Consider the following 12842-nt stretch of genomic DNA (forward strand, 5'->3'; position numbering starts at 1 on the left):
GCTGGCCATGGCCTGGGAGAGGCAGAGTGGTCGCGAGCCGGTGGCGCCGGGGCACGATCCGGGCGCGGGCCCGTTCCTGCGTACGCGTACCGCGGTGCCCGCGCTGCCCACCACGTTCTTGCGCCGCCGGCGCCTGACCCGGCGGCTCGACGCGGGTCAGGACACGCCTCTGACGCTGGTGAGCGGCGCCGCGGGAGCCGGCAAGACCCTGCTCGCCGCCGACTGGGCGGCCCGGGCGGGGCGGCCTGTCGCCTGGCTCACCAACGACGCCGGGCACCAGGGCGGCGGGACGTTCTGGGCGTACGTGCTGGAGGCGCTGCGCACCGCCGGGGAGCCGGTGCCGCCCGAGGTCGGGGCGCCCGCCTGCGGGGACCGCGTCGACCCCCTGTTCCCCGCGCGGCTGGCCGGCGCGCTGTGCGAGCGGGACCGGCCGGTCACCGTGGTGCTGGACGAGTACGACCGTGTGACCGACCCCGAGATCGCGGCGCAGCTGGAGTTCGTCCTGCGGCACGCCGGCCCCGGGCTGCGCCTCGTCCTGGTCACCCGCAACGAACCCCGCCTCCCCCTGCACCGCTACCGGGCCTCCGGTGAGCTGACCGAGATCAGGAACGCCGATCTGGCCTTCACCCCCGACGAGGCCGACGAACTGCTCGGACTGCACGGCCTGCGGCTCCCCCGGCACGCCACGCTCGGGCTGGTGGAACACACACGCGGCTGGGCCGCGGGGCTGCGGCTGTGCGCGCTGGCGGCCCGGGACAGCGCGGACCCGGAGCGGTACCTGAAGGAGTTCGAGGCCGGGCACTCGGCCGTCGCCGACTTCCTGCTGGCGGAGGTGCTCGACCGGCAGAGTCCCGGCACGCGGGGCCTGCTGCTGCGGGTCAGCGTGCTCGGCGACTTCCCGCCCGAGCTGGCGGACGCGCTGACCGGGCGCCGCGACGCCGAGTCCGTACTGGCCGGGCTGCGGCGCCAGAACGCGTTCGTCGAGTACCTGGGGGACGTCTCGTACCGGCTCCACCCGCTGTTCGGGGAGATCCTCCGCGCCCACCTGCGCGAGCGGCTGCCGGGTCTGGAGGCCGAGCTGCACCGGCGGGCCGCGGGCTGGCTGCGGCGGCACGGGCGGCTCACCGAGGCCCTGCGGCACGGGGCCGCCGCCGACGACTGGGAGTTCACCGCCGGGGCCCTGCTCGGGGACCTCGCCGTCGGCCAGCTCTTCACCGGGCTGCGCTCCCCCGACCTCGCGGCGCTGTTCGCGCGGATGCCGGCCACGGCCACCGACCCGGCCGCCGAGCTGGTCCGCGCGGCGAGCCGGCTCGCCCGCTCCGACCCCGAGGGCGGACTCGCCCATCTGCTCCACGCCGAACGGGCGCTGCCCGCGGACGCCCCGGCCGCCACCCGGATGTGCGGCGCGCTGCTCCGGGCGCTGGCGGCGCGGCTCACCGGTTCGCCCGGGGACGCGGCCACCGCGGCCGGGGACGCCGGACGGCTGCTCGGCGAGGTGCCGGAGGGGCTGCGGGAGAGCCACCCGGAAGTGCTCGCCCTGCTGCGGGCACACGTGGGCTGCACCCTGCTGTGGGCCGGGCACCTGGACGAGGCACGCGCCGGTCTCGCGGCCGTGGCGGGCGGCGACGAACGGGCGGCGACGGCCCCGGCCCGCGAGGACGCGCTCGGCCACCTCGCCCTGCTCGACTACCTCGACGGCCGCCCCTCGGCCGCCGAGAACAGGGCACTGGCGGCCACGGCGCTGCGGCGGCGGTTCAGCCTGCCGCCGGGGTGCGGATCGGGCATCGCCCTGGTGGTGCTCGCCGCGGTGGCCGTGGAGCGCGACGAACTCGAACGCGCCGAGGCGTGGCTGGACACGGCGGACGGCGGGGAGCAGGCGGTGCGGGACCCGGTGTGCGCGGGCTTCGGGGCCGCCACCCGGGCCCGGCTGCTGCTGGCCCGCGGCCGGACCCGCGCCGCCCTCGACGTCCTGCGGCGGCCGGTGCCCGGGGTGACCGCCTCACCCTGGCTGGAGGCGCACCGCACCGTGCTGACCGCCGCCGCGCACCAGGCCGAGGGGCACCGCGGGGCGGCCTGCGCCCTGCTGCGGAGGGTGCCGCCGGGCCCGGCGATGTGCGCGGTGGAGGCGGCGGGCGTCCAGTATGCCGCGGGCTTCCCCGAGGCGGCGCTCGGACGGCTCGACGCGTTCCCGGCGCGGGGCCGTCCCGGGCCGGCGGTGCGGGTGCGTGCCGCGCTGCTCAGGGCGCGGGCGGCCGATGCCGCCGGGGACGCCGGCACCGCCCGCCGGCTCGTCGAACAGGCCGTGCGCGAGGCACGCCGCGAACGGCTGCGGCGCCCGCTGCTCGACACCGGCCCGTGGATACGCCCGCTGCTGGATCCGGCGCCCGCGCCGCCGCCCGCCCCGCCGGTCGTCCCCGACCTCAGCCTGCGGGAGCGGGAGGTGCTGAGCGGGGTCGCGCGGCTGATGTCGTACGAGGAGATCGGGGCCGACCTGTTCATCTCGGTGAACACGGTCAAGACCCACCTGAAGAACGCCTACCGGAAGCTGTCCGTCAACCGGCGCTCCGACGCCGTGCGCCGGGCGCGGGAGCTGCACCTGCTGTGAGCCGGCCCGTCACACCGGGCGCTGCCGCAGCTCCAGCACGCGCAGGCCGAGGGACTGGCAGCGGTCGAGCAGCCCGTACAGCTCACCCTCGTCCACGACGGCTCCGTACAGCACCGTCTGGCCGCCCATCTCCACGTGCTCCAGCTCGGGAAAGGCCCCGGCCAGCGCGGTCGACAGATGGCCGTCCACGCGGATCTCGTAGCGCATCGCCCCGCCTCCCTCCTGCGATCGGCGCCCGGGTCAGTCGGGCGGTGTCTCCCGGCCCTGCCGCCGCAATCCGGTCTGCACGGCGCCCACCAGTACCCGGGCGGCCACGCCCACCAGGAGCAGGCCGCCGGCCATCTGGATCATGACCACCAGCCGGCCCGTCTGCGAGCGCGCGACGATGTCGCCGTACCCGACGGTGGCGAACGTGGCCAGCGTGAAGTACAGCGAGTCCGTCTTGGTCAGGGCCTCGCTGAACGTGCCGGGGCTGGCCCGCTCCAGCAGGTAGTAGAAGGCGGCGAACAGCACCAGGAACAGCACGGCCGTGGCGGCCAGCGCCTCCGCGGCCCGCAGCCGGGGGTGCGGGGAGCGCAGGATGGCCCGCAGCTCCCACAGGAAGACCAGGACGACCGCGACCAGGCCGCACACGAACGCCGCCCAGGTGGCGGCCGTGGGGCGCTCGTCCAGCGGCAGCAGGTAGTAGGCGGCGAACAGGCCCGTCGTCACGCCCGCGGCCCGCGCGAGGGCCACGGCCGTCGCCCGCCTGCGCCGGGCCACCGACCCGGTGGGCGGGTCGGGGCCCGCCCGGTCGTCCACCGGTTCGTCCACAGCGTCATCACACCGCCGGACACGGCCGTGCCGGATCACCCGGAGAGGGTGATCCCGCGCGCCCGCGCCGTCACGACACTGTGGGACATGGACGGACAGGTGCTTCTGGCGTACGACTATCCGCTGCTCAGCGTCTTCTGGTCGCTGCTCTGGTTCTTCCTGTGGATCATGTGGTTCATCCTGCTCTTCCGCATCGTGACCGACATCTTCCGCGACGACGACCTCGGGGGCTGGACCAAGGCGGGATGGATGGTGTTCGTCATCGTCCTGCCCTTCGTCGGCGTCCTCGTCTACGTGATCGCCCGGGGCAAGGGCATGGGCCGCCGTGAGCACGCCCATGTACGGGCCCGGCAGGAGGAGATCGACGACTACATCCGCAAGACGGCGGGGAGCGGGCACGGGCGGAGCGGCAGCGTGGACGAGCTGGCCAGGCTCTCCGAGATCCGTGCCCGCGGCGACATCACGGACGAGGAGTTCCGCAGGGCCAAGGAGCTGGTGCTCAGCGGCTCCGGGCCGGCCGGACGCGAGGAGGCACGATGACCGCGACCCACGGCGCACGCGCGCACACGACCCGGGGGGCGATGGCCGGCGGGCTGACCGCCTTCGCGGGCGTGATGCTGATGATCTCGGGCCTGCTCGGGATCTTCCGGGGCATCATGGCGATCGCCGAGGACGACGTGTTCGTCTCGACGCCCGAGTACGTGTTCCGGTTCGACCTCACCGGCTGGGGCTGGATCCATCTCGCGCTGGGGATCGCGGCGGTGCTCGTCTCGCTCGGCCTCTTCCGCGCCTCGCTGTGGGCGCGGGTGGTCGGGGTGGGCATCGCGGCGCTCGTCCTCATCGCGAACTTCCTGTCGCTGCCCTACTACCCCGTCTGGTCGATCGTGGTGATCGCGATGTCGGCGTTCATCATCTGGGCGCTGTGCGTGGTCCGGCAGGACGACTGACACCGCTCCCGGCGCACCGGCCGCCCCTCAGGGCCGGTGCGCCGCCGCGTCCTTGGTCAGCTGGACGGCGGAGAGCAGGGTGAGCCCGGGGGCCGCCTCGCGCAGGGTCTTGACGGCCTGCACGGAGTCGACGGGGCCCTCGTGGCCGGCCGCGGCGAGGCGTTCGTGGACCCAGCGGGCGCGCAGCTCCGCGTCGGACGCGGCGGCGGCCCGCTCGACGACGGCCGCGGCCGCCTCCAGTCCGGGCCGCTCCTCGGGCGTCGCCGTGGCCAGCGCCCGGCGGATGCCGTGGGCGACGACGTCGGCGTCCCGCAGGACGAGTACGTTGAGTTCCGGTGTCTTGCCGCGTCCGAACATGCGGTCATCGTCGACGCCACGGCCCGTTGGGATCAAGCGGCTTGAGGACTTCCTGAGCCAACGGGGCCGCGTCCTGCCGTGTCCGTTTCCTTCAAGACCCGGGCTGCGCCCCCCGCTTACGGTGTCGTCATGACCGCACGATTCAACGCCATCAGTCTCGTCGTCTCCGACATGTCCGCCTCCGTGGCCTTCTACCGCCGGCTCGGTTTCGCGTTCCCCGAGGGCTGTGAGGGGCAGCCGCACGCGGAGGCCGAACTGCCGGGCGGCATCCGGCTGCTGCTGGACACCGAGGAGTCCGTCCGCTCCTTCATGCCGGGCTGGGAGCCGCCGGCCGGGGGCGGGCGCCACTCCCTCGCCCTGCTCTGCGACACACCCGCCGAGGTCGACGCGCTCTACGCCGAACTGACCGCCGCCGGCTGCCACGGCGAGCAGAAGCCGTGGGACGCCGACTGGGGCCAGCGGTACGCCGTGCTGGGCGACCCGGACGGCCACGGGGTGGACCTGTTCGCACCACTGGCGCCGACCGCCGAGTAGGTCGCCGGAGGTGACGCCCGCCGGCTCCCGCACGTCCCGGGTCAGACGGGCCTGGTCGGCGAAGCCGGTCAGGGCTGCCGCCTACGCACGGCGCTACACCGCACCGGGCCGCCGCCTGCGCACGGCGGCACACCGCGCCGGGCCACCGCGACGGCCACACCGCCCGCCCGTCCCCCCGCTAGCCACGGACACCGACCAGCTCCCCCGGAGGGACGCCCGCCAGCTCCCGTACGTCGCGCGTCAGGTGGGCCTGGTCCGCGAAGCCCGTCCGGGCGGCCGTCTCGGCGAGGGGTGTGCCGGCGCGGGCCAGGGCGAGGGCGCGTTGCAGGCGCAGTACCCGGGCCAGGGTCTTGGGGCCGTAGCCGAAGGCGGCCAGGGAGCGCCGGTGCAGCAGGCGGGCGCCGATGCCGAGTTCGTCGGCGGTGGCGGCGACCGGGCGGCCCGCGTCGAGGGCGGCCACGATGCGGCGCAGCAGCGGGTCGGGGGGCTCCGCCTCGGCGGCCCTGGACAGCGCGGCCTCCTCCAGTCCGCTCGCCGGATCGGCGGCCGCGTTCACCCGCGCGGCCAGCTGCCGGGCGCGGGCGGCCGGCCAGAGGTCGGCGAGGTCGACACGCCGGTCGCGCAGCTCGCGGGCGGGGACGCCGAGGAGTGCGGGCGCGGTGCCGGGCGGGAAGCGGACGCCCGCCCAGGGGGCCGGGGTGCCCTGCGTGAGGTGGGCGCGGGTGTCGGGCCCGGCGACCAGGAGCCGGCCGTCGTGCCAGAGGAGGTCCATGCAGCCGTCGGGCAGGACCCGTCCCGGTTCCGGCTCGGTCGGGGTGTTGGTCCACACCACGGCGCCGGTCAGGCGGGAGGCGCGTTCCGCGTACACGGATGCCAGGTTACGCCGGTGTCCGGTACTCCTGCGGGCTGACGCCGTACACCCGCTTGAAGGCGGTGGACAGGGCGAAGGCGCTGCCGTAGCCGACCCGGCGGGCGATCGCGCCGAGGGTGTCCTCGCTGTCGCGCAGCCGGTCGGCGGCGAGGGCGAGGCGCCATCCGGTGAGGTACGCCATCGGGGGTTCGCCCACCAGGCCGGTGAAGCGCCGGGCCAGGGCGGCGCGGGACACTCCGGACTTCGCGGCGAGGGACGCCACCGTCCACGGGTGCGCGGGGTCGTCCTGGAGCAGGCGCAGCGCGGGGCCGACGACGGGGTCGCCCAGGGCCCGGTACCAGGCGGGCGCCTCGCCGGACGGTCCGGCGAACCAGGCCCGCAGTGCGGCGATGACCAGCAGGTCGAGGAGGCGGTCCAGGACCACCTCCTGGCCCGGTTCGTCGCGCGCGACCTCCGTCATGAGCAGGGGGGTGAGCGGGTTGTCCCAGGCGTCGGAGGTGAGGGAGAGCAGCGGGGGCAGGGCGTCGAGGAGGCGCCCGCCGATCTCGCCCCGCACCAGGTAGCTGCCGATCAGCAGCACCACCGCGCCGTCGGGCCGGTCGCCCCAGGCGCGTACGCCGAGGTCCATCGAGCCGTTGAGGGGCCGCCCGTCCGGGTAACTGCACGCCCCGCCCGGCAGGATCACCGCCTGCGGGGCGGTGGCAGGGTCGTCGGCGCAGGTGTACGGCTCGGGCCCGCGCGCGACGGCGAGATCACCGGCCCGCAGCCGCACCCGCTCCCCCGTGTCCGGCACGACCCAGGCGTCCCCGCGGACCGCGAGCATCACCGTCAGCGGCGCCCGGTCCTCCACCCGGACGGCCCACGGCGGATCGAAACAGGCACGGATCATGAACGCCCCGCGGGCGCGAGGGCCCTCCAGCAGACCGGCGAGTGCGTCCATGGCGGACCAGCGTAGAGGCACACGTACGCGGGCGAACCGTCCGGCGACGGGAACGTGCGGCACCCGGCAGCCGACCGAGGTCATGACGGACGCGCTGCCGCTCGGGCGGCACGCGAGCGCGCGCCTCTCCTCGGACGCACGGTGCTGCGGTTGTGCCTGCCCGGGGGACAGCGGATTCTGTAGGGGACGAACGGGGCTGGTGTGGCGCCATGAGCGCAGGGAATGCGGACCAGAGTGCGGACTTTCGTGGCCCTCTCGACGTCACGAGGGCGGCCACGGTGGTCGCCGACGCGCGGAACACGGTCATCGGCTGGAGCCTCGGCGCGGAGCGGCTCTTCGGCTACCGGTCCCAGGAGATCGTCGGCCGCCCCTTGACCACGTTCCTGCCGCCCGGCCCCGCGCCCTCCCTGCCGCCTCTCCTCCCCCGCTACCGGGGGAACGACATACGCGCCGCCCGGCACCGGGACGGCACCGAGGTGATCGTCGCCCTCGCCGAGTGCCCCCTGCCGGGCGCCGGAACGGCGGTACGTGTCCTCGTCGCGACGGAGCTGGGGGATCTCCGGCTCTGGGACTCCCGACTGGCGCTGCTGCACGGAGTGGCCACCCAGTCGCCCGTCGGTCTGGCCATCTACGACGCCGAGCTTCGCCTGACCTGGTGCAACACCGCCTTCGAACGGGAGATCGGGCGACCGTTCGCCGAGTTCCGCGGCCTGCGGGCCGATGAGCTGTACTCCGAGGGAACATTCGTGACCAAGGGGCACCCGCCCACTCTCGACTCGGTGATGCGTCACGTGCTGGACACCGGCGAGCCCTTTCTCGACCTGCACTTCCGGGGCCGCCCGCCGAGCGATCCGGCCACGGAGCACCTCTGGTCCTGTTCCTACTACCGGCTCCAGGACGCCGAGGGCCAGGTCGTCGGAGTGTGCGAGGACGCGTTCGACATCTCCGAGCGCTACCGGGCGCAGCGGCGACTGGCGCTGCTCGTCGAGGCGGGTCGCGGGATCGGAACCGCCCTCGACGTGGTGGCCACCGCTGAGAAGATCACCGAGGTGTCGGTACCGGCATTCGCCTCCACGGTCACGGTCGACCTCGCGCGGGTGGTCCTGGAGGGCGAGATGCCGGCCACCAGCGGCACCGCGGCCATGCCTCTGGTGCGGGTGTCCGCCCGCTCGGCCGGGCGGGCGGACACCGAGCAGGCCGACGCCGACGCAGCCCACTCACCCGTGGAGTACGCCGCTGGTTCGCCGCAGGACCGCAGCCTCTCCTCGGGCGGGCTGGTGCTCGACAACGACAACACGACCCTGGTCGTACCGCTCCGGGCGGGCAACGGCCTGCTGGGACTCGTCACCTTCGTGCGCGACGGGGAGTCGGCCGCCTTCGACAGCGGTGAAGTCGCGCTGGCCGACGAGTTGGCCGCCCGCACGGCCGTGTCCATCGACAACGCCCGCCGGTTCACCCGTGAACGCACCGCCGCCCTGGCGCTGCAGCGCCAGTTGCTGCCGCAGCAGCTGCCCGAGGCGTCGGCCGTCGACCTGGCCTTCCGCTATCTGCCCACGGACGACGTGACAGGAGTCGGTGGTGACTGGTTCGACGTCATTCCGCTCTCCGGGACCCGGGTCGGTCTCGTGGTCGGGGACGTGGTCGGTCACGGCCTGCAGGCGGCCGCCACCATGGGGCGGCTGCGTACGACCGTACGCGCGTTCGCCCAGATGGACATGGATCCCGTCGAGCTGCTGTCGCGGCTCGACGATCTGGTGGCGCAGTCGGCGGAGGAGCAGTGGGGCGGGATGGGTGTGGCGGACGGTGCCCACGCGGATGTGACCACGGGGGCGACCTGCCTCTACGCGGTCTACGACCCGGTCTCGCGACGCTGTGTCATGGCGAGGGCCGGGCATCTGCCACCGGCGGTCGTCGACCCGGAGGGCCGGGTGACCTTTCCCGATCTGCCGGCCGGCCCGCCCCTGGGTCTCGGCGGCCTGCCGTTCGAGTCCCTGGAGCTCGAACTTCCGGTGGGCAGCCTGCTGGCCCTCTTCACCGACGGTCTGGTCGAGGCCCGCGACCACGACATCGATCACGGTCTCGACACCCTGGGACGGGTACTCGGCGACGGGCACGCCCCACTCGAAGAACTGTGCGACCGTGCCGTGGCGGAGCTCGTGCCGAGCGGCTCGACGGCAGACGACACCGCCCTGCTGCTCGTCCGTACCCGCGAACTCGACACCTCGCAGGTCGTCGAATGGGAACTGCCCGCCGAACCGGTCTCCGCGGGCCGCGTCCGGGAACTGGCCACCCGGCAACTGCACCACTGGGACCTCGAGGAACTGTCCTTCACGACCGAGCTGGTCGTCAGCGAACTGGTGACCAACGCGGTCAGACACGCCGAAGGACCGCTCCAGGTGCGCCTCATCCGGGACCGCACCCTCTTGTGCGAGGTCGCCGACACGGGCCACACGTCACCGCATCTGCGCCACAGTGCCGAGGACGACGAGGGTGGGCGCGGCCTGTTCATCGTGGCGCAACTCGTCCAGAGGTGGGGCACCCGCTACTCCCCGTCCGGCAAGACCATCTGGACCGAGCAGGCCTTTCCGGCGGCGGAGGGACAGCACGGTCTCCGTCCGCGTGCGGGGTCCGCTTCGCGAGAATGAGGCGGGAGGCGGTGACGTGCGCGGTGCGCCGCTCACGAGGCCTCCGGCTTGTCGTGGTTGGCGGGCGGGGTCTGTTTCGCGTGGGTGCGCAGGCGGGCCGTGACGTCCTCCGGAGGGAGGAAGCGGGACCAGCGTTCCGGGAACTCCGAGGGCATGTCGGGGTCCGACTCGCCGTTCGCGGAGGCGCGGGCCACGTAGTCGGCGACCTGGGCCTGGCGCAGCCGCTCGTTGGCCTCGCGGGCCGCGGCGGTCGCGGCGGCCGGCCAGACCCGGTCGATGGCCGCGTTGACCGCGGCCCCGACGAGCACCGCGAACGCGGACACACCGATCCACAGCAGCACGGCGACCGGCGCGGCCAGCGAGCCGTAGATCGTGGGGCCCTCGACGGTGCTGGTGAGGTAGATGCGCAGCAGGAAGCTGCCGAGCACCCACATGCCGAGGGCGACCAGGGCGCCGGGCACGTCCTCGATCCACGGGGAGCGCACCGGCACGGAGACGTGGTACAGCGTGGTCAGGAAGGCCACCGACAGGAGGATCACGACCGGCCAGTACAGGACCTGCACGACCGTCGTCGACCAGGGCACGATCCGCACCACCGCGTCCGGTCCGGCCACCATGAGCGGCAGCGCCACCGACCCGATCAGCAGCGCCACCAGGAAGAGCAGGAAGGCCACCAGGCGGGTCTTGACGATGCCCCGGACGCCGTCGAGGCCGTACATCACGGTGATGGTGTCGATGAAGACGTTCACCGCGCGGGAGCCCGACCACAGGGCGATCAGGAAGCCGATGGAGATCACGTCGGGCCGCCCGCCCTTGGTCACGTCGTCCAGGATCGGCTCGGTGATCTGCTTGACGCCCCGCTCGGAGAGCACCGCGCGGGAGGCGTCCAGGATGTTGTTGCGCAGGCTCTCGGTGGTGTCGGCGCCGATCCAGGAGTCGACGTAGCCGAGCAGCCCCAGGAGGCTCAGCAGCAGGGGCGGCACCGACAGCAGCGTGAAGAACGCGGCCTCGGCGGCCAGGCCGAGGATGCGGTACTCCATGCACGAGTTGACCGTGTCCTTGAGCAGCAGCCATGCGGTCCTGCGTTTGGAGACGTTCCGGTACAGGACCCGGGCACGATGAAGCCGGCCGGAGGGCCGTTCGGGGGATTCACTTGCTGGCTGCACGACCTAAAGGTATCCGCCGCCGGGGGTCGCACTCATCCGCGGACGCCCACCGGCCGGTGCCGGCTCCGCGCAGGTCCCCGGCACGATAGGTTCACGTTCATGGCAGGCAGCACCCACACCGTGACGAATCAGGCGCCGCCGCTGGTCGGCCACGACGTCTTCACCGGCGACCGGGCCCTGACGGCCGCCGTCGAGCGGCACCTGGCGCCGGAGCTGCGCGAGGAGGCGCTGGCCGAGCTGTCGGGCCTGGGCCGCAGCTGCGGGTCGCTCCAGGCGCGGGAGTGGGGCGAGCAGGCCAACACGAACCCGCCGGTCCTGCGCACCCACGACCGGTACGGCCACCGCGTCGACGAGGTCGACTTCCACCCGGCCTGGCACCGGCTCCTCGGCAAGGGCGTCGCGGCCGGTCTGACCGCGGCCTGGACCCGGCCGGGCGGGCATGTGCGGCGCGCGGCCGGCTTCGTCCTGTGGACCCAGGTGGAGGCGGGCAACTGCTGCCCGCTGTCCATGACGCACGCCGCCGTGCCGGCCCTGCGCGCCGATCCTGACCTGGCCGCCGAGTGGGAGCCGCGGCTGACCTCGCGGGTGTACGACCGCGAGCTGCGGCCCGCCCGGCTGAAGGCCGGCGCTCTGTTCGGCATGGGCATGACGGAGAAGCAGGGCGGCAGCGACGTACGGGCGAACACCACGTCGGCCCGGCCGCTGGCCGAGGACGGCACGTACGCGCTGACCGGGCACAAGTGGTTCTGCTCGGCGCCCATGTCGGACGGCTTCCTGGTGCTGGCGCGGGCCCCGGGCGGGCTGACCTGCTTCCTGGTGCCGCGCGTGCTGGCCGACGGCACCCGCAACGTGTTCCTGATCCAGCGGCTCAAGGACAAGCTGGGCAACCGGTCCAACGCCTCCGCCGAGGTCGAGTTCGACGGCACCTGGGCCCGCCGGGTGGGCGAGGAGGGCCGCGGGGTGCCCACCATCATCGACATGGTGGCGGCGACCCGGGTCGACTGCGTGCTGGGCTCGGCGGGTCTGATGCGGCAGGCCGTGGCGCAGGCGGTGCACCACTGCGGGTACCGGGAGGCGTTCGGCGCGAAGCTGGCCGACCAGCCGCTGATGCGCAACGTCCTCGCCGACCTGGCGGTCGAGTCGGAGGCGGCGACCACGCTGGCGCTGCGGCTGGCGGCGGCCCAGGACGCCGCGGGCGACGGCGACGAGCGGGAGCGGGCGCTGCTGCGGCTGGCGGTGCCGGCCGCGAAGTACTGGGTGACGAAGCGGTGCGCGCCGGTGGTGGTGGAGGCCGCCGAGTGCCTGGGCGGCAACGGCTACGTCGAGGAGTCCGGCATGCCACGGCTGGTGCGCGAGTCGCCGCTCAACTCGGTCTGGGAGGGCGCCGGCAACGTCCAGGCGCTGGACGTGCTGCGGGCATTGGGGCGGGAACCGCTGGCGATGGACGCGTACCTGACGGAGGTGGGCCTGGCGCGCGGCGCCGATCACCGGCTGGACGCGGCGATCCGGGGCCTGTTGACGGAACTGGCGGACCTGGCGGACGCCCAGGGGCGGGCGCGGCGGCTGGTGGAGCGGCTGGCGCTGGTGCTCCAGGGCTCGCTGCTGGTCCGGTACGCGCCGCCGGAGGTGGCCGACGCGTTCTGCGCCGCGCGGCTGGGCGGCGACGGGGGCGCGGCCTTCGGCACGCTGCCGCCGACCCTGGACCTGGCGTCGGTGGTGGAGCGGGCCCGGCCGGGGGCCTGATCCGGCCAGGTGGTGCGGAGGTGGTGCTGCGCCGACACGGCACCACCCCCGCCACACGGGCCTGTTCGGGCCGCGTACGCCGCTCGGGACGGCGTGGTTCAAGTCTGGCCACCCGCCGGGCCGTCCACCAGGGTTGCAGGGGGTTGCAACTCGCTGTCGGCCGTGTGCGGACTGTGCCCTCATGAGCACGGGCAAGCGGTCACTATGAGACGGACATCCGG

At 74.4% G+C, this 12842-nt stretch carries 12 protein-coding genes; 6 read left to right on the top strand and 6 right to left on the bottom strand.

Features of this window, described 5'->3' with window-relative positions:
• The first annotated feature begins 7 nt into the window (after nucleotides 1-7).
• Complete coding sequence (locus ACFW01_RS29990; RefSeq protein WP_384508909.1) at nucleotides 8-2605, top strand: LuxR C-terminal-related transcriptional regulator; 2598 nt, start codon at nucleotides 8-10, stop codon at nucleotides 2603-2605.
• Between the two features lie 9 nt (nucleotides 2606-2614).
• Here ACFW01_RS29990 and ACFW01_RS29995 read toward each other — a convergent pair whose 3' ends face one another.
• Both ACFW01_RS29995 and ACFW01_RS30000 read right to left on the bottom strand, forming a co-directional pair.
• The gene (locus ACFW01_RS29995) at nucleotides 2615-2812 is read right to left on the bottom strand and encodes a hypothetical protein (protein ID WP_064730412.1); all 198 of its coding nucleotides are present in this window, start codon (nucleotides 2810-2812) and stop codon (nucleotides 2615-2617) included.
• A gap of 33 nt (nucleotides 2813-2845) precedes the next feature.
• Nucleotides 2846-3418: a potassium channel family protein gene (locus ACFW01_RS30000; RefSeq protein ID WP_384508843.1), complete on the bottom strand. Its 573-nt coding sequence runs from the start codon at nucleotides 3416-3418 to the stop codon at nucleotides 2846-2848.
• An 87-nt stretch (nucleotides 3419-3505) separates the two neighbouring features.
• Between ACFW01_RS30000 and ACFW01_RS30005 the strand changes: the two genes are divergently transcribed.
• Nucleotides 3506-3958 carry an SHOCT domain-containing protein gene (locus tag ACFW01_RS30005; RefSeq protein ID WP_234960074.1) on the top strand — a complete coding sequence of 151 codons (453 nt, stop codon included), beginning with the start codon at nucleotides 3506-3508 and terminating at the stop codon, nucleotides 3956-3958.
• The gene (locus tag ACFW01_RS30010) at nucleotides 3955-4365 is read left to right on the top strand and encodes a hypothetical protein (protein ID WP_234960073.1); all 411 of its coding nucleotides are present in this window, start codon (nucleotides 3955-3957) and stop codon (nucleotides 4363-4365) included. Before ACFW01_RS30005 ends, ACFW01_RS30010 begins: the two co-directional genes overlap by 4 nt.
• 27 nt (nucleotides 4366-4392) lie before the next feature.
• On the opposite strand, the gene ACFW01_RS30015 is transcribed toward ACFW01_RS30010, so the two are convergent.
• Entirely contained in the window at nucleotides 4393-4722 is a 330-nt protein-coding gene (locus ACFW01_RS30015; protein WP_234960072.1) for a hypothetical protein, read from the bottom strand.
• A 129-nt stretch (nucleotides 4723-4851) separates the two neighbouring features.
• Here ACFW01_RS30015 and ACFW01_RS30020 point away from each other — a divergent pair, with 129 nt between their 5' ends.
• Entirely contained in the window at nucleotides 4852-5256 is a 405-nt protein-coding gene (locus ACFW01_RS30020) for a VOC family protein (RefSeq protein ID WP_384508848.1), read from the top strand.
• 178 nt (nucleotides 5257-5434) lie between these two features.
• Here the strand turns inward: ACFW01_RS30020 and ACFW01_RS30025 are convergent, their stop codons facing one another.
• Entirely contained in the window at nucleotides 5435-6124 is a 690-nt protein-coding gene (locus tag ACFW01_RS30025; protein WP_384508851.1) for a helix-turn-helix domain-containing protein, read from the bottom strand.
• Between the two features lie 10 nt (nucleotides 6125-6134).
• A complete protein-coding gene (locus tag ACFW01_RS30030; RefSeq protein WP_384508854.1) occupies nucleotides 6135-7067 on the bottom strand; it encodes an AraC family transcriptional regulator in 933 nt (310 codons plus the stop codon).
• 209 nt (nucleotides 7068-7276) lie between these two features.
• On the opposite strand from ACFW01_RS30030, the gene ACFW01_RS30035 reads away from it, so the two are divergent.
• Complete coding sequence (locus ACFW01_RS30035; protein ID WP_384508857.1) at nucleotides 7277-9712, top strand: SpoIIE family protein phosphatase; 2436 nt, start codon at nucleotides 7277-7279, stop codon at nucleotides 9710-9712.
• Nucleotides 9713-9744: 32 nt separating this feature from the next.
• On the opposite strand, the gene ACFW01_RS30040 is transcribed toward ACFW01_RS30035, so the two are convergent.
• Nucleotides 9745-10878, bottom strand: coding sequence for a YihY/virulence factor BrkB family protein (locus ACFW01_RS30040; RefSeq protein WP_234960067.1), 1134 nt, complete (start codon nucleotides 10876-10878; stop codon nucleotides 9745-9747).
• Nucleotides 10879-10977: 99 nt separating this feature from the next.
• Between ACFW01_RS30040 and ACFW01_RS30045 the strand changes: the two genes are divergently transcribed.
• Entirely contained in the window at nucleotides 10978-12621 is a 1644-nt protein-coding gene (locus ACFW01_RS30045; protein WP_384508860.1) for an acyl-CoA dehydrogenase family protein, read from the top strand.
• The last annotated feature ends 221 nt before the right edge of the window (nucleotides 12622-12842 follow it).

This window comes from Streptomyces sp. NPDC058985 (genome assembly GCF_042740985.1).
Taxonomy (GTDB): Bacteria; Actinomycetota; Actinomycetes; order Streptomycetales; family Streptomycetaceae; genus Streptomyces.